Origin of the sequence: Pseudoalteromonas sp. PS5, assembly GCF_004103255.1 — a bacterium.
Taxonomy (GTDB): Bacteria; Pseudomonadota; Gammaproteobacteria; order Enterobacterales; family Alteromonadaceae; genus Pseudoalteromonas; species Pseudoalteromonas peptidolytica.
Genome location: NZ_RCSQ01000102.1, coordinates 1 through 18,085, shown reverse-complemented (window position 1 = coordinate 18,085; position 18,085 = coordinate 1). Strand labels below are relative to the sequence as shown.

Below are 18,085 nucleotides of genomic sequence, written 5' to 3'. Positions count from 1 at the left end.
CCTCAATATTAGGACTAAGTTATGAAAGAAACGATTTTAAAGATGTCAGATATTACCAAAGTATTTAGCACTGAAGAAATGGAGACACACGCATTACGTGGAATTAACCTCGAGATTGACAAAGGTGATTTTGTTTCAATTTGTGGCCCATCTGGCTGCGGTAAGTCCACTCTACTCTCCATCCTCGGGTTACTCGATATGCCCAGCACAGGGAGTTATGTTATTGAAGGTACAGAAGTCAGCCAACTTAGCTTGACCGCTGCCGCACATATCAGAAATGAAAAAATTGGATTTATATTTCAGTCTTTTAATCTAATCGACGAACTCTCTGTGTATGACAATATTGCACTACCATTACGCTACCGTCAAAACCCAATGAGTAACTCGGACATTGACCAAGCAGTAATGAGCTGCCTAACAAAAGTCGATATGGCACATCGTACAAAGCACCGCCCTAATCAATTATCTGGTGGACAACAGCAGCGGATAGCGATTGCCAGAGCCTTGGTAGGTAACCCTGCTTTACTGCTTGTGGATGAGCCCACAGGTAACCTCGATTCTAAAAATGGGGATGCTGTAATGGATATGCTTAAAACACTAAACTTGGAAGGTACAACACTGTGCATGGTAACGCACGATCCCAGGTATGCAGATATGGCAACACGCAAGCTACATCTGTTAGATGGAAAAATACTGGCTCCACAAGCGCAAACAGCTCACCCTACACTGGTTGATGCGTTTTAAAAGTATTCGGAAATCAAAAGTATCTCAACACGGGCATGCGTGCTGGGTAATACCAATTTTCTTAATTAAGTGGTCTATGTTGAGGCGAGAAAATCTTGTCGATAACCCCGCTACCGCGTCCTGCTATCGCCAAGGTACCTACCTCCGTGTAAGCAAAGCAAAAATTTTGCTATTTAGTTGTTCTAAATAAGAAATTTTTAACGCTGTTAGCGCCAGATTGACTCCTTCAAATTGAACAAGTATTAAGTCAAATTGGTATTATTGTTGCCTCAGTTTAATTGCTATCAATGCAAGGTAGAGCTTGCGTAGCATAGTTATTTTATGTGAGTCAGATGATAAAGACTTGGTGCTCATGCAAAGTCACCTTCCCCCACATCTATGTGGGGCTGCGAAGCAGACATGCTAATTAAGCGCTGCCCACCCTATCCAAATGCTAAACGGCGCTAAGGCTCCTAAAGCCGCCTTATAGCTCAGAGACACAGTAGGATGTAGCGATTTCACACTGATCTCGTTACTCCTTGAGACCAGTCGCATGTTGCACTTTTTATCGAAATATCAGCCCAATCATTTTGCCTAACAGAGGTTCTTAAACTAATCTGAATTCGAAATTAGCAGCGTGCTACAAAGCAAATTGATAGAGAACGGCGATAATTACAGAATAGGTCGTTACTCACAGCGAAAGCCAGCACCCACATTCATTTATAGGTAAAAGTAATAAAGGCATCGAACGAACAGCACTACACTTGCGCACCACCGTGTAGCAACAGAGCACCAAATTGGTGCAACACAACAATTGACACGTCATGAAATACTTAAAAAGCCTTTACTTATCATACTGATAAAACTTTGGCACAGATCAAGCTTATCTGTGTTCAATTGCAGTACATTGCAGCAAAATAACCCAACGAGTCGGAGGACACATGTCACAATCGGTTTTAGATTTTATTAAAGAGCACGACGTAAAATTTGTTGATTTACGTTTTACTGATACAAAAGGTAAAGAACAACACGTATCTATCCCACACCATCAAGCCGATGAAGATTTCTTTGAAGACGGCAAGATGTTTGACGGCTCATCTATTGCTGGTTGGAAAGGCATCAACGAATCTGACATGGTGCTTATGCCTGATGCACAAAGCGCAAAGCTAGACCCATTCGCAGAAGAAACAACCCTTATTGTACGTTGTGACGTGGTTGAGCCAAATACACATCAAGGCTACGAGCGCGACCCTCGCTCAGTATCAAAGCGCGCTGAAGAATACATGCGCTCAACGGGTATCGCAGATACGGTTTTATTCGGTCCAGAGCCAGAATTTTTCTTATTTGACGATGTTAAGTTTAAAACAGACATGTCTGGTTCAATGTATAAAATCGATGCAGAAGAAGCATGTTGGAACTCGGACAAAGATTACGAAGGTGGCAACACAGGTCACCGTCCTGGTGTTAAGGGCGGCTACTTCCCAGTTGCACCTGTTGACTCTTCGCAAGACTGGCGTAGCGCTACTTGCCTCGTGTTAGAAGAAATGGGTCAGGTAGTTGAAGCGCACCACCATGAAGTGGCAACCGCTGGCCAAAATGAGATTGCAACTCGCTTTAACACTATGGTGCTAAAAGCAGATGAAATCCAAGAAATGAAGTATGTTATTCACAACATGGCACATCTATACGGCAAAACAGCAACGTTTATGCCTAAACCTATTGTTGGCGATAACGGTTCAGGGATGCACTGCCACCAATCATTAGCTAAAGATGGTAAAAACATTTTTGCTGGCGATAAATACGGCGGTCTATCTGAAGATGCACTTTATTACATCGGCGGTATCATCAAGCACGCTAAAGCAATAAACGCCTTTGCTAACGCATCAACTAACTCATACAAGCGTTTAGTACCAGGATTTGAAGCGCCAGTAATGCTTGCATACTCTGCACGTAACCGCTCTGCATCAATCCGTATTCCAGTGGTGCCATCAGAAAAAGCGCGTCGTATTGAGGTACGCTTCCCAGATCCAACTGCAAACCCATACCTTGCTTTCTCTGCAATGTTAATGGCTGGCCTAGATGGTATCAAGAATAAGATCCACCCTGGTGATGCAATGGATAAAGATTTATATGACTTGCCAGCAGAAGAAGCAGCTGAGATCCCTACCGTTGCGGCTTCACTTGATGAAGCACTTGCTGCGCTAGATGCTGACCGCGAGTTCTTAACTCAAGGTGGCGTATTCACTGACGACTTAATTGATGCTTACATCACGCTTAAGTCAAAAGAAGTTGAAAAATTAAACATGACAACTCACCCTGTTGAGTTCGAAATGTACTACAGCGTATAAGCTCTGTAGTAAACCTGCTACTTGGCTCAATGTGCAGATATTGAGCTTGTAGAGCCTAAACGCATTATGTGTTTCTGGCACTCTTAATCATATGTGTTCTCAAGCCCGCTTATGCGGGCTTTTTTATTCACCGCTATCAAATTCGGCCGAAAGCGCATTTGATGAGTAAAAACTCAGCATATTATACCAATTAGCTTAATTAAGTGGTCTATTTTGAAGCGAGAAAATCTTGTCGATAACTAACCAATAATTTCGCTATTTAGTTGTTCTAAAGAAGAAGTTTTAACGCGGTTAGCGTCAGGTTTACTCCTTCAAATTGAGCAAGTATTCAGGCTAATAAGTATAAGCCTAAACTCGCAATTCAAAGTACTCTATACTAAAGTATGATGAGTTATGTAGTTTGGAGAGTTGTGGTGCGTCAGTGGGGTATTTTTTTTTCGGTTAGCATGATGCTAACCATAATAAGCATTGATGCTACTGCCGAGTCCAACCCTAAAATCTATCGCTGGAAAGATAAAAACGGGCATTGGGTTTATTCTGATATACCGAAACCTGGCTCTAAAGAGGTCAAATTACACTCGAACATATTAACCATGCCAAGCATCGATACAAAAGTTTTAGCATCACAATCTGACACTACACCAACCATTACTTATCAAGCTAAGATAACCTCCCCTGAAAATGAACAAACCATTCGTGACAACAGCGGTAGCGTATATGTCACAGGCTCTGTAGAACCTAGGTTTACTCAGGGGTTAAGTGTACAGCTTTATCTAAATGGTGAGGCAACTGGACCAAAACAGTCCAATGCTCAGTTTTCGCTACGCAATATACATCGTGGTGAACATGCGCTAGTACTAAAAGTCTTCAATCAAAAAGGTCAAGTTGTCGCCCAAAGTAATGAGCATAAGTTCTATTTACATCGCAACACAGTAAATAACTGATCCTCCAAAAATAACCCCCCTTCTACGTGTGTTGCTTACCACCCCTTTGGGTAGGCAGCAAGAGGTTACCTATAATGCTTCCCTTTGAAATTTAACGAGTCACAAAATATTCCCTATGAGCACAAATCAAACGGTTGCGGATTAGCGCCTTATCAAGTTGGCATGATTTATTAATGGATAAGTAAGAGCAAGCTCAGAACGATGAATGTATTGGGCAGGATAATAATTTTCGTACATGTGTAACACACTGTGCTATTCTCATTGCACCAATTTGGTGCACGGTGAACACAAATGGATCAAAACAATTCAATTGACTTAGACAAAGTGTGGCAATCTCTTTCGACTGCAATTTTAGTGCTCGACCATAACCTTACTATTTGCTTTGCGAATTACAGCAGCAGTGAGCTGTTAGGATTGAGTACGAAGCGCCTCACTGGATTGGCCATTGATAATATCTTTAACCATCATCATATTGACCTACCAAGGCTCTCCAAATATGTACTCCAAGATGGTGTTGATTGCCAGCAGCACAGGGTTGACGTGGTGTTTGTCGATAACCGGGTCGCAACATTAAGCCTTCATGCAAGGCGGATATTGCAGTCAGATCAAGCATATATATTACTAGAGTGCCGCCGTGTTGATGACGCCCTGCGCTATGATCAAGCATCGAATCAGATGCACCAGTTTCAAGCAGCAAGAAATTTGATCCGTGGTTTAGCACATGAGATAAAAAACCCTCTTGGTGGCATTAGAGGTGCGGCGCAATTATTGCAGTATGAAACTGATCAGCAAGAACGGGAAGAATGCGCAGCACTTATCATTGAGCAAGCTGACAGGCTCAGAGAACTTGTAGACAAGTTACTTGGGCCAAACCAATTACCACAAAAAGCGCCGTGTAATATACACCAAGCACTAGAGTCGGTAATTAAGCTCACTACCTTGGAGCGCGATGCAGAGATCAAATTAGTGAAGGATTATGATCCCAGTATCCCAGCCATAGTGATAGATCAGGCGAAAATCCAGCAGGTGCTACTCAATATGCTTCGTAATGCTCAACAAGCACTACAACATGATGGCACTATTACCATCACAACGCGTATTAAGCATCGTCTGCATCATGGCGAGCGGCTGCTTAAAAAAGCGCTACTTGTGCGGATCAGCGATAATGGTCCGGGTATCGCAGAAGAGGTAAAAGAAACGTTATTTTTCCCGATGATAACGAACAAAGAAGGTGGCTCAGGGCTTGGGCTGTCTATTGCACAAACGCTGGTGGAGCAACACCAAGGGTTTATCGAATGCGATAGTTGGCCGGGACACACTGAATTTAGTATCTACCTTCCCTTTGACAACACCGAAACAGGAACCGTGCAATGAAATCAGTGTGGTTAGTCGATGATGACGCTTCAATTAGATTTGTTTTAGAAAAAGCATTAAAGCGAGCAGAGTTTGAAACCGAAAGCTTCGCCAGTGCTCAAGACGTGTTAACTGCGCTTGAATATGAGCAACCCGCAGTGCTGATTTCAGATGTACGCATGCCGGGCATTGATGGTATGGCCTTATTAGACAAGATAGCGAGTCTACACCCAACTTTGCCTGTCATCATTATGACAGCGCATTCTGATTTAGACTCCGCTGTCAATGCGTTCAAAAAAGGCGCTTTCGAGTATCTTGCCAAACCTTTTGACTTAAACGAAGCAGTGTCACTGGTGCAACGAGCATTTCGTGCCAGTCAACAGACTAAAAAACACAAACGCATAAATAGCAAAGCGACTAGCCCGGATATCATAGGCGAAGCACCGGCCATGCAAGAGGTGTTTCGCGCCATTGGAAAACTCTCAGCATCGAGTATGAGTGTACTCATCAACGGTGAGTCCGGATCAGGTAAAGAGTTAGTAGCAGGCGCACTGCATAATCATAGTCCGCGTAAAGATGCTGCGTTTATTGCGCTCAATATGGCTGCTATACCAAAAGATCTTGTTGAGTCTGAGCTTTTCGGTCATGAAAAAGGGGCTTTCACTGGGGCCGATAGCATGCGTAGAGGACGTTTTGAACAAGCAGATGGCGGTACTTTGTTCCTTGACGAAATTGGTGATATGCCATTGGATGTGCAAACTCGATTATTGCGAGTCCTTGCTGATGGCGAGTTTTATCGCGTTGGAGGCCACAACAGTGTTAAAGTCGATGTTCGAATTGTAGCTGCCACACACCAAAACCTAGAAGCACTGGTAAAACAGGGCAAATTCCGTGAAGATTTGTTTCACCGCCTTAACGTTGTACGTCTCAAGCTACCGGCACTTAGGGAAAGACCTGAGGACATTGCAGCACTATGCGACCATTTTTTAGCAAAAAGTGCCAAAGAGCTAAAAGCTGATCCTAAAATTATCTCCACACAAGCCTTACAAAAAATGCAGGCGTATCATTGGCCTGGTAATGTTCGCCAGCTTGAAAATACCTGTCGTTGGCTAACAGTAATGGCCCCTGGTGAGCTTGTTACTGCTGCTGACTTACCAGAGGAACTAGCGCAACCACAGCAACTCGAAGCCGCTGAGCAAGCCCATTGGCTTGATGCTTTTCAATCTTGGCTTGATACGGAACTGCGTAAAGGCAAAGATCATATTTGGCCAGATATACAGGCACAATTGGAGACGCGTTTAATAAAATCAGCACTGCATGCGTGCCATGGTCACAAGCAAGATGCTGCATTAAAGATAGGTTGGGGACGCAACACGTTGACGCGAAAGCTAAAAGAACGCAATATTCAAGATTAAGTTTAGATGATAAATCATTTGCATGAAGTTACTTGAAAATGTCCCACTGATAAAACAGCTAGAGATTATTAATCGCTTAGCCTTTTTTAAAGAATTTACCTTGGCAGAGCGTCAGGTGCTCTTGGAGTCTTTTAGCCATCTATATCTGGTACCACAGCAGCGCCACGCCTTTAAACGCTTTGAAAAAGACAATCGTCTTTATATTGTATTAAGCGGCGAATTTTTGATTTTTAAACAAGATGCCGCTCATGACTTAGGCAAAGTCGGACCCGGAGAGTTCTTAGGTGAAGGCGCATTTATCACAAACCGAGAGCGCAGCACCAGTGCACAAGCACTAAAAGACAGCATTATATTAGCTATTACTCCTGATGCTCTTACGCGCTTGCCCAATGTGATCCGAGAAAAAATTAAAGACAAGCTGATTGAAGGCATGAGTCATCGTATTGCAAAGCTTAATGCCTTTATTGAAGGTGTAACTGACTAAGTAAAGTAGCCCAAGCAAAACATAAAAGAATGGCACTACACCAAAGCAGCTTGTCTTGCCCGCTGTGATTTGTAATCCACTTTGACTTTGAAATGACATACTGAATAAGCATCATCAGCGGGATAGTAAAGCAGATAAATCCGTAAAAGAGATAACCGAGTACTGCCGTCCACCAAAAATCCGAACTCGTTAAATCCGTTTCATTCACCATCCCAACCATCGGAACCGGAAAGTGATACGCATAAATCATTGAAATGGTTAACAGTCCACAACATACCGGTATGGCCACTATCTTGCCGATATTATTTATATCCTTTACCAATGAGTGCTTCCTTCTCTTTGAGTTCGCTAATATGAGCGTATCAAATTAGCTTCCAACAAACACGACTCCATGTGATCTTGTTGGGAAATAAATAATGGGAGCCTTGGCTCCCATTATGTTGATGCGACTTACGCTAATAATTCACTAAAGGCATCAAATAGTCGATCTAACTCAGCAATCGTGTTGTAGTGCATACAGCCGATGCGAACAACACCGCCTTTGTCCATTACGCCTAGTTGCTCACATAACCCTTGCGCGTAAAAGTGACCATCCCATACACACATGTGTTTTGCACCTAAAAACTCAGAAACCTCACGAGGTGCAATGCCGTCAAATGTCAGCGCAAACGTTGGTGTACGCTCTGCTAACCTATCAAGCGATGCGATACCAAATAGCTTAATTTGCTTAAACTCCGCTAAACGCGTCAAGAAATGTTGGCTCAGTTGCGTCTCATGCGCTTTGATGCGTGCAAAAGCTTCCACTAACTTATCACGACGCGGCGTATCGGCACTCATTTCGCTTAAAGAGGCGATATAGTCTATGGCAGCCACAACACCTGCTATTCCTTCAAAGCTCTGAGTACCCGTTTCCCAACGATAAGGGATAATATCTTTTACAGGCTCTACTTTATATGGTGTAAAGCCTTCTAGATGCTCTCGTTTGCCGTAAACGATACCAACATGTGGGCCGAAGAACTTATAGGCTGAGCATGCAAGGAAATCACAGTCTAGTGCTTGAACATCAAGTAATTCATGTGGCGCATAGTGAACAGCATCAACAAACACTAACGCACCAACTTGGTGCGCACGCTCGACAATGCGCTTGATGTCATTGATTGAGCCTGTGGTATTAGAGGCATACGTAACAGCAACTAACTTCGTGTTATGATTTAATAACCCTTCCAGCTGTGCCAAATCAAGCGTACAGTCGGTTTCGTTTACCTTAACTGTGTGTACAGTCGCCCCTTTATCTTCAGCAGCTTGATGCCATGAAGATACATTTGAATAGTGATCTGCATTGGTCACAATAACTTCATCGCCAACTTGCCAATCACGTGACACGGCTCGGCTAAAGCTGAATGCAAGGCTAGTCATGTTGGCACCAAAAACGATTTGCTCAACACTCGGTGCATTCAAAAAGTCCGCCACAGCTTGGCGGGCTTCATTCATTAAACTGACCGTTTTGTCGCTTGAGAAAAATGCGCCACCCAAGTTGGAGTTGAAGTAACCAAGGTAGGCTGACATCGCGCTCAACACAGATTGTGGTACTTGAGAGCCACCTGGGCCATCTAGAAAAATAGGAGCAGTCCCGCCGACACTTTGCATCAACGCAGGAAACTGACGACGCACTTGATTTAAATCCATACTACCCTCTTAGGCTGTAAACACGAAGCAATCTAGGTAACCGACTTGCTCGGCATCTAGCTTATTCATTGGTGTTGCGTTATGCCACACTTCACGGTCATTCACCAGTGCAAATAGACCATCTTTGATTTCCATTTTAAAACATGGCTCGGCTTCTTTATGCTCGTATACCAATAATTCACCACCAGCAATATTTTCATGCGAAACACCACATACACACACATGGTCAAAGCCATCTTGGTGCACGCCCTCAGGGGCTGGAGGCGTATCACTTTCTATCGCCAGCATGCGGAACTGATGCACCTCAATATCGGTGTCATCTGCAATACCTGTCATGGTTTTAAATTCTGCAAGCATATGCTTGAAACCATCGGTATTTAGCATCTCTTGTTCTAGGTTTTCGTAAACACGCTCAACATTGCCTTGAAAGGTATTAATTGAATCGTCTTGCACAAAGGCCTTGGTCGGCTGTAATGTTACTTCATTATTGATGAACTTTACCACCGAGTAGCGACGTTTTCTAAATGCGCCATCAGCATAAGGGTTGTCTGGAAGCTGGCTAAAATACGGCTTCACTGCATCAATATGCTGCTGTGGTAAAAAGCGTAGTTGTAATAAATTCTGGTTGTTTACTGTTGTCATGATCCTCTCGCCCATTGATGAGAATTTGCCGATAATTCTAATAAAACTAGAGAAAATTACTGTTTAAAAAAACGGGATTTTAATCACTAAAACGCAATAAAAACCCACTAATTGCAACTTTAATAGATTACTTATCTAGATTTAAAATAAAGCTTGATAACACCATTTAATTTGAGCGTTTTATGCGCATAAAAAAAGCCAGCAAGTGCTGGCTTTTTATCTCAATGTATTCTAAACGCGTAATTAAACTGCTTGTTGAATGATCACTGAGTCTGCTTTTTTAGTGTACTGAGGCATCTTGTGGAAGTTCAAGTAACGGTACGTGTCAGCAGCCGTTGCATTGATTTTCTCTGCATACTCTTGATATTCAGCAGGTGTTGGTAATTTACCAAGAATAGCAGCGACAGCTGCAAGTTCTGCTGATGCAAGGAATACATTTGCACCTGTACCTAGGCGGTTAGGGAAGTTGCGAGTAGAGGTAGACACCACTGTTGCTTTATCAGCAACACGTGCTTGGTTACCCATACATAGTGAACATCCAGGCGTTTCGATACGTGCACCTACACGGCCATAAATACCGTAGTAACCTTCGTCAGTTAACTGATCGCGGTCCATCTTCGTTGGTGGAGCAACCCATAGTTGCGTTGGTAGACGACCACCGAAGTTATCTAGTAGTTTACCAGCTGCACGGAAGTGACCGATGTTAGTCATACAAGAACCGATGAATACTTCATCGATTTTCTCACCGGTTACCGCTGAAAGTAAACGTGCGTCATCAGGGTCATTCGGTGCACAAAGGATTGGCTCTTTGATATCTGCAAGGTCAATCTCAATAGTGTGTGCGTATTCTGCATCCGCGTCTGCTGTCATTAGCTCTGGGTTTGCTAACCACTCTTGCATCTTAGTAATACGACGCTCAATAGTACGTACATCACCATAGCCTTCAGAGATCATCCACTTAAGCATCACGATGTTAGAGTTTAGGTACTCTTCAATAGACGCTTGTGAAAGTTTAACGGTACAACCTGCTGCACTGCGCTCTGCAGAAGCGTCAGAGAGTTCGAACGCTTGCTCAACAGTTAGATGTTCAACACCTTCGATTTCAAGGATGCGACCAGAGAATTCGTTGATCTTACCTTTTTTCTCAACCGTCAATAGACCTTGCTGAATTGCATAGTAAGGGATAGCGTGTACTAGGTCACGTAGTGTGATACCTGGCTGCATTTCACCTTTAAAGCGAACAAGGATTGACTCAGGCATATCAAGTGGCATTACACCTGTCGCAGCTGCAAATGCTACCGCACCAGAACCTGCTGGGAATGAAATACCTAACGGGAAACGAGTATGTGAGTCACCACCTGTACCTACTGTATCAGGTAGTAGCATACGGTTTAGCCACGAGTGGATAACACCGTCACCTGGACGTAGCGATACACCGCCACGGTTCATGATGAAATCAGGAAGTGTGTGGTGTGTGTTTACGTCGATTGGCTTAGGATAAGCTGATGTGTGGCAGAATGACTGCATTGTCAGGTCAGCAGAGAAGCCAAGACAAGCAAGATCTTTAAGCTCATCACGCGTCATAGGACCCGTGGTATCCTGAGAACCTACCGTTGTCATTGTTGGTTCACAGTATTGACCTGGGCGTACACCCGGCATGTTACATGCTTTACCTACCATTTTCTGTGCAAGGGTAAAGCCCTTTCCAGAATCCGCCACTAGTTTTGGCTTACGGAAGATGTCTTCAGCTTCAAGACCAAGAGAGGTACGTGCCTTGTCTGTTAGACCGCGACCGATGATAAGTGGAATACGACCACCAGCACGCACTTCATCAAGAATTACGTCTGATTTTAGTGAGAAAGTCGAAATAACTTCGTCTGTACCGTGACGCTTAACTACACCTTCGTATGGGAAGATGTCGATTTGGTCGCCCATGTTTAGTTCGTCAACTGGAAGTTCAATAGGTAGTGCACCTGAATCTTCCATGGTGTTGAAGAAGATAGGTGCAATTTTACCACCTAGACAGACACCGCCAACGCGCTTGTTTGGTACGAATGGGATGTCATCACCCATGAACCAAAGTACTGAGTTAGTTGCAGATTTACGAGATGAACCGGTACCAACAACATCACCCACGTATGCTAGCGGTAAACCTTTACCATTCAGCGCTTCAAGCTGTGCGATAGGACCTACTTCACCAGGTTTGTCTGGGTTGATACCATCACGCTCGTTTTTAAGCATAGCCAGTGCGTGTAATGGGATATCTGGACGAGACCAAGCGTCTGGAGCTGGAGACAAGTCATCTGTGTTTGTCTCACCCGTTACTTTGAATACAGTTACAGAAATTTTGTCTGCAACCGCTGGCTTCTCAAGGAACCATTCTGCATTTGCCCATGATTCAATAACTTGCTTAGCAAACTCGTTGCCAGCTTTTGCTTTTTCTTCTACGTCGTAGAATGCGTCAAACATCAGTAGTGTATGAGATAAACCTTTAGCAACGATAGGTGCAAGTGTTGCATCGTCTAACAGGTCAATCATTGGCGCGATGTTATAACCACCTAGCATGGTACCAAGTAGCTCTGCTGCATACTCTTTTGAAATAAGTGGTGATTCAGCTTCGCCTTTCGCTACCGCAGCTAAAAAGCCCGCTTTTACATAAGCCGCGTCATCTACACCTGGCGGTACACGGTTAATGAATAGATCAACAATAAACTCTTCTTCACCAGCCGGTGGAGTTTTTAATAATTCGATAAGGTCAGCAGTTTGCTGCGCGTCTAACGGCTTAGGCACGATACCTTGCGCGGCACGCTCTTCTACGTGTTTACGATATTCTTGAAGCACAATATTGCCCTCTTGGTGACGTGGACAGACAAGTAAATGATCTGGCTGCGGTTATTAGTGAAACCGGCTGAACCATTCCCTTGACCATAAAATATAATGAACAATTATAAGGTCTTTGAGTATAGATGAAAATCTTGCATGCGATACCTCGCCTTATAGTCACTATAAATACTATGAATAAGCATGGTGGAACAAGTATATTTTGATGAATATTAGTCAAACGAGAATCATTTAAATTTTGTAAAAGCGCGCAATTAATTGGATCAAAAAAGCTCCAATAGGAGCCTTTTCGCATAAGCTAAGTGAACATTAACGCTTAACTTTTACTTTTTCTTTAGAAGAAACGTGCGCTTCTACACGGCGGTTTTCCGCATGTGCTTTTAGCGTATTCGCTGGATTCTTCAAACGCTCCTCACCGTAACCCACTGTGGTAATACGCATTGAATCAATACCCATATCAACGAGTTTTTCAGCAACGTTTTTCGCGCGGCGCTCAGACAGTTGTTGGTTGTAATCAGCATCACCGACAGCTGACGCGTGACCTTCAATCAAAACGTCTGCGTTTTTATGTTCTTTTAAGAACTTAGCTACAGCATTGATGTCATCGACATATTGCTGAGAGAAAGTGGCATCATCGTGTGGGAAACGCACTAGCAGGCTCACTTTGTCTTCTTTCGTTTCGTACAAAGTACAGCCAGACGCGTCAACTGCATCCGTCATTGGTGTATTTGCGCATTTATCTTCGCTATCCACTACGCCATCTTTATCACTGTCTTGCGGTGCTTGTGGAACAACAGGTGCTGGAGCTGGTGCAACTGCTTCTGATTTACCTGCACTACCGAACGAGTAGTTAATACCAATTTTACCACCTACATCAGTAAAACCAGCTTCTAACCCCTGATACACAGCAGCTTCAGCATTTAAAAATAGGTGCTCAGTAAAATGGTGACGTACACCCGCACCTAAGTTTGCGAAGGTGTTATCTGAAATGGCATCTAAGTTCATTTTTTTCAAACCAACTAGACCGTAGAATGGGCCACCATCAAAGTGATATAGACCATCGATACCATAGCGCTCAGCGTCAAGCGAACCATTACTGATCCCACCTAAATCAAAGTCCATGTCTGCATATTCAATACGACCGCTCCAAAACTTATCAAAGCGGTAGCCAATTTCAGCACCCCAACCCGTTGAGTCCTCAACATCTAAACCAGCCATGTCACGGTGATTTTGCCAGTCGGCATCATAGTAGTCACCAAACACCCCAAGATATACGCCTTCAGTTGGCTCGGTGGTATTTGCATGTGCAGTGGCTGATGCAGCCATCGCAACTAGTAAACTCAAAGTTTTAATTTTCATCATTCCTTCCCATCTCTGTTAGTTAACGCATTGAGTATTGACTCTGACAGTCTATCAGAAAATGCGCCGACTGATTACGTTGCAGAGATAATATTAGCTTGTCTATTAATGTTTACTTAACGTTACATCCAGAATTTTCGCCAAATATCCACTAATGCTGATGGCCAAACAAGATACGGTAGAGCCCCTGTTCCTGTAATAGTTCATCATGAGCTCCATATTGGGATACAGAACCGTCATCAAGCACATAAATTAAGTCGGCTTGTTTAATTGCACTCAAGCGATGAGCGATAATCAGTGTGGTTCTGCTCGCTAAGAAAGCCTGTAAATTACGATGAATTTTGGCTTCTGTTTCAATATCAAGCGCTGATGTTGCTTCATCCAATACCACCACTTTTGGATCCGCAACAACCATACGGGCGATGGCAAGTCGCTGTTTCTGTCCACCTGATAATTTAATACCATTGCGACCAACTTGGGCGTCTAACTTGTCTTCCAACATCATTACAGTGCTGGCAAGTTCTGCAACTTGTAACGCTTGCCAAAGCACATCATCAGCTACCGTTCTTCCCATTGCCAGATTTTCACGAATACTGGCATTAAAGAGTATGGGTTGTTGTAATACAGTGACAATATTATCTCTTACAGCGTCATAGCCAATTTGCTCTACTGGTGTATCATTAATGTGAATATCACCACTTTGCTTTTCATATAACCCTAACAGCAGCTGCACTAATGTTGATTTCCCTCCTCCAGAGACCGCCACCAGAGCCACTTTCTTACCTGCTGGAATGTGTAACGAAACTTGTTTTAGTACGGGCTGCTCTGCAACATAGGCAAAATCAATATTGTTGAACTTAATATCCACTTGAGCAGAATCAAACACCGAATGCGTTGCAGGATACTGTGTCTCGGTGGCAAAATTAAATACTTGATTGAGCCGCGTTAATGCCGCTGATGCCCCATAATAAGCATATTGAATACCCAAGATTTCCTGAACCGGTCCCATCATAAACCACAGGTATCCAAATACCGCAAATATCTGCCCTACGGTTAAGTCAGAAAACACCACCATAAACATGGCAACAGCACGGAAAAACTCGAACCCAACCAAAAACACCGTAAAGCTTAGGCGATTAACGGCATCCGTTTTCCATTGTGACTGCACAGCGAAATGTTTGAGATCTTTGGCAGCTACTTTAACTTGTTCAAAGTAAGTGCCTTCACGACGTACCGCTTTTAATTGAGAAATTGCATCTAACGTTTCTACTAACGCTGTTTGTAATGCCTCAAACGCTGCATTTTCTTCCCTTTTTAGCTCTTTAACATGTTTACCAAATTGCCGAGAAAAATAGATAACCGCAGGATTAAGTAGCAAAATAACCAGTCCAAGCACCCAATCAATCCACAGTAAGATAGCTGCAGTACCAACGATGGTCAGTAACCCTATCAAAAAGCGAGACAAGGTCTGACTAATAAACTTATCTAATGTTTCCACATCCGTGATACAGCGTGAACTAATAGCCGCACCACCTTGACTTTCATACTCTTTGAGTTGCACCTTAGGCAAGTGAGAGAGCAAGCGTTCACGGATCTCATAACTAATCCCCTTGCCAATAATTGTGAATTGTCGAGACTGCATCACCCCCAATACTAAACTAGCAAGTCGCATGGCAATAACAGCCAGCAAAATAACAATGATATAAGCACTCGGCTGGTGCCAATGCTGTGGCAGTATTGAGTTCATCCAATTCACGGCAGGGCCTGGAGTGTTAAGTAGCACTTCATCCACTAGCAGCGGCATCATTAACGGAATGGGCACACTGACCAAGGCCGCAAACAACGCAATAATGTGCGCTGAAATTAGTGGGCGCTTTTGCTCAAGTACCTTATCTTTGATCTCTTGCCAAGAAAGCTGATTTTTTGCCATTTAGGTTCCACAAAAAGTTTTATAGTGTGCGGGTGTGGATGCCTTCATCCACATCTCAGGATAGTCCTTATATTCGTAAGGGCTGTTGAGTGCGAGTAGCCAATCATCAAGCGATTCACTCGACCCACTCTGATTAAACTGTTCAATCTCAGCTTCTACCAGTGCGTTTCGAGGGATCAAAATTGGATTTGCTTGACTCATCAAGTGCGTCGCGACATCATCTGACGCACGCCTTTGCTGCCAACGTTGCTGCCAACTATCCAGTTCACTGGGTATTTGTAAGGTCTTATTTGGATTTCCAAGCAAAGTGTTCGTAAGCGCTGCAAAGGTATTAGTAAAGTCAAGTGAATGCTCAGTCATTAGCTTGAGCAAGTCGGCAAGTAAAACATCATCGGCATCGTGCCACTCGTCAATTCCTAACTTTGCCGCCCACATGTCTTTATATTTACGATTAAAAGACTCTGAGAACTCTGTCAATATTTGACTTAGAGCTGCGATACCCTGCTGCTCATCTTGCCACAACACCAACAAGGACTCCGCCAGTCGCGCACAATTCCAGTTCATGATATTTGGTTGATTGCCAAACGCATAACGCCCCTGCCTATCAATTGAGCTATATACTGCGTTAAAATCAAACTTTTCCATCATGGCGCACGGACCATAGTCTATGGTTTCACCACTGAGCAAAATATTGTCTGTGTTCATAACGCCATGAATAAAGCCCACTCGCATCCACTCTACCGCCAAGTCCACCAGCTGCTCACATACCTCACGGAACAGTTCAAGCACATCACGCTCCGAGCGCACCGCTAAACCGTCAAATAATTGCACACCTAGCTGCTGTAACAGTTGCCATAGCCCCGCCTGATTCTCTTGAGTGGCAAGATATTGCAAAGTGCCGATACGAATATGACTCTTAGCCACACGACACACCACAGCACCAGGCACCTCAGTTTGACGATAAACTCGATGGCCGGTTGTGACTACCGATAAGCACTCTGTTGTTGGCACCCCAAGCGCAGCCATCGCCTGACTCATTATAAACTCTCTAACAGCAGGGCCCAGCGCGCAAAAACCATCACCACCACGCGAGAACCGCGTTGCACCAGAGCCTTTTAAGTGCAGGTCATATTGTGTGCCATCTTCAAGTTTAACCCCACCAATAAGGTGAGCGCGACCATCTCCTAGCAGTGGGTTAAATTGACCAAATTGATGGCCACTATATGCTAGGCTTGCCGGCTTAATCTCTCCAAGCGGTTGCTGGCCACTCAACAATGCCGCCAGTGCTGTATCGTCAACATGACTAAGACCCAACTTCTCCAATAAAGGAGCATGCTTTAACAGCAAAACGGGTTGATTAAATTTTGTAGGCTGCTCATCAAAAAGCAGCTCTGTGCCTTGATAGGGCTGAAAAAACGCCATCCAACTTTCTCCCTCTTTCACTAGCGAACGTTTTCACCTACGCTCATCGCTACGATTTGGCTTAATTCTTGTAGACTGAAACCACTATACTGACGCATTTCATTGAAAAATTGTTGTGCTGCTAATAATGACTTTTGGCTTTGTAGCCCACCATCAATAACAGCTTCTGCGCGCAGTACCGTTTCTACATCTTTACTCAACAAAAAGGTGTCTTTTCCCAAAACTCTCAGTGCGTAAGGACCTGTATTACCACCCAAACGCGCACCATGTTTTTTCAGATACAACCATAATCCAACAATATTATCTTCAGGCCAGCTAGCAACAAACTCACTAAAGCGGCCATACTGCTGCTGTACTTCAAAAATCATATGACAATTATCAGCGATACTTTTCACTTTTTTGGCATTACGAATGATACGTTCATCTTGACTACGCTGTTCATACATTTCTGGTGACATCATCAGTAGCTTGTCGATAGAAAACTGCCAAAAAACCTCTCTAAACCCTTCCCACTTGCTGTCAACAACAGACCAATAAAAGCCACTTTGAAATACTTTTCGGGTAAATTCCTCCAGCCATTGGTCATCACTGAGCGCACGTAGGCTTTCTGGACTTAATGGTTTACTTAATTTTGCTGCAAGTGCCGCTTGTGAACCTTTGCGCTGAGCAGCTCTTTGATAAATATTGTCGAATACGTTCATGCTCGCTACTGAATTTACTGGATAGTTATTACAGGGTAACTGATCTGAAATATCGATGTCAGAGGTTTTCTACAAATAGCAACAAGATATGTTGATAATTGACCGTTGGGGATCGCAACGGCCAATTAAAGTTAGGGGAATAGGAAAGTTATACCAATTTGCTTAATTAAGTGGTCTATTTTGAGGCTAGAAAATCTTGTCGATAACCCCGCTAACGCGTCCTGCTATCGCCAAGGT

The 18,085-nt window shown here is 43.6% G+C and carries 14 protein-coding genes; 6 read left to right on the top strand and 8 right to left on the bottom strand.

The annotated features are described in order from the left end of the window. The first annotated feature begins 21 nt into the window (after positions 1 to 21). The 6 genes from D9603_RS13795 to D9603_RS13765 all read left to right on the top strand — a co-directional run bounded on the left by D9603_RS13795 (position 22) and on the right by D9603_RS13765 (position 7,267). On the top strand, positions 22 to 744 hold the full coding sequence (locus tag D9603_RS13795) for an ABC transporter ATP-binding protein (protein ID WP_128731748.1): 723 nt from the start codon (positions 22 to 24) through the stop codon (positions 742 to 744). A gap of 920 nt (positions 745 to 1,664) precedes the next feature. Beyond that, positions 1,665 to 3,071 carry a glutamate--ammonia ligase gene (gene glnA, locus D9603_RS13785; protein WP_128731747.1) on the top strand — a complete coding sequence of 469 codons (1,407 nt, stop codon included), beginning with the start codon at positions 1,665 to 1,667 and terminating at the stop codon, positions 3,069 to 3,071. Positions 3,072 to 3,484: 413 nt separating this feature from the next. Next, the gene (locus tag D9603_RS13780) at positions 3,485 to 4,015 is read left to right on the top strand and encodes a DUF4124 domain-containing protein (protein WP_241651667.1); all 531 of its coding nucleotides are present in this window, start codon (positions 3,485 to 3,487) and stop codon (positions 4,013 to 4,015) included. A gap of 291 nt (positions 4,016 to 4,306) precedes the next feature. Then, positions 4,307 to 5,389, top strand: coding sequence for a nitrogen regulation protein NR(II) (glnL, locus tag D9603_RS13775; protein ID WP_128731746.1), 1,083 nt, complete (start codon positions 4,307 to 4,309; stop codon positions 5,387 to 5,389). Further along, positions 5,386 to 6,783, top strand: coding sequence for a nitrogen regulation protein NR(I) (ntrC, locus tag D9603_RS13770; RefSeq protein ID WP_128731745.1), 1,398 nt, complete (start codon positions 5,386 to 5,388; stop codon positions 6,781 to 6,783). Before glnL ends, ntrC begins: the two co-directional genes overlap by 4 nt. A 22-nt stretch (positions 6,784 to 6,805) precedes the next feature. Next, entirely contained in the window at positions 6,806 to 7,267 is a 462-nt protein-coding gene (locus tag D9603_RS13765) for a cyclic nucleotide-binding domain-containing protein (protein ID WP_128731744.1), read from the top strand. On the opposite strand, the gene D9603_RS13760 is transcribed toward D9603_RS13765, so the two are convergent. From D9603_RS13760 to D9603_RS13725, 8 genes are all read right to left on the bottom strand, one after another. After that, complete coding sequence (locus D9603_RS13760) at positions 7,245 to 7,589, bottom strand: hypothetical protein (protein ID WP_128731743.1); 345 nt, start codon at positions 7,587 to 7,589, stop codon at positions 7,245 to 7,247. The genes D9603_RS13765 and D9603_RS13760 overlap by 23 nt on opposite strands. A 128-nt stretch (positions 7,590 to 7,717) precedes the next feature. After that, positions 7,718 to 8,953: a cysteine desulfurase-like protein gene (locus D9603_RS13755; RefSeq protein WP_128731742.1), complete on the bottom strand. Its 1,236-nt coding sequence runs from the start codon at positions 8,951 to 8,953 to the stop codon at positions 7,718 to 7,720. A gap of 9 nt (positions 8,954 to 8,962) precedes the next feature. Next, the gene (locus D9603_RS13750; protein ID WP_128731741.1) at positions 8,963 to 9,595 is read right to left on the bottom strand and encodes a 2OG-Fe dioxygenase family protein; all 633 of its coding nucleotides are present in this window, start codon (positions 9,593 to 9,595) and stop codon (positions 8,963 to 8,965) included. Positions 9,596 to 9,838: 243 nt separating this feature from the next. Beyond that, the gene (gene acnB, locus D9603_RS13745; protein WP_128731740.1) at positions 9,839 to 12,436 is read right to left on the bottom strand and encodes a bifunctional aconitate hydratase 2/2-methylisocitrate dehydratase; all 2,598 of its coding nucleotides are present in this window, start codon (positions 12,434 to 12,436) and stop codon (positions 9,839 to 9,841) included. A gap of 309 nt (positions 12,437 to 12,745) precedes the next feature. After that, entirely contained in the window at positions 12,746 to 13,795 is a 1,050-nt protein-coding gene (locus tag D9603_RS13740; RefSeq protein ID WP_128731764.1) for an OmpA family protein, read from the bottom strand. Positions 13,796 to 13,946: 151 nt separating this feature from the next. Continuing rightward, on the bottom strand, positions 13,947 to 15,725 hold the full coding sequence (locus tag D9603_RS13735; RefSeq protein WP_128731739.1) for an ABC transporter ATP-binding protein: 1,779 nt from the start codon (positions 15,723 to 15,725) through the stop codon (positions 13,947 to 13,949). Next, positions 15,726 to 17,147 carry a protein adenylyltransferase SelO family protein gene (locus D9603_RS13730; RefSeq protein WP_128731738.1) on the bottom strand — a complete coding sequence of 474 codons (1,422 nt, stop codon included), beginning with the start codon at positions 17,145 to 17,147 and terminating at the stop codon, positions 15,726 to 15,728. It abuts the gene before it with no gap. Between the two features lie 20 nt (positions 17,148 to 17,167). After that, a complete protein-coding gene (locus tag D9603_RS13725) occupies positions 17,168 to 17,848 on the bottom strand; it encodes a DNA-3-methyladenine glycosylase I (protein ID WP_128731737.1) in 681 nt (226 codons plus the stop codon). Positions 17,849 to 18,085: the final 237 nt, after the last annotated feature.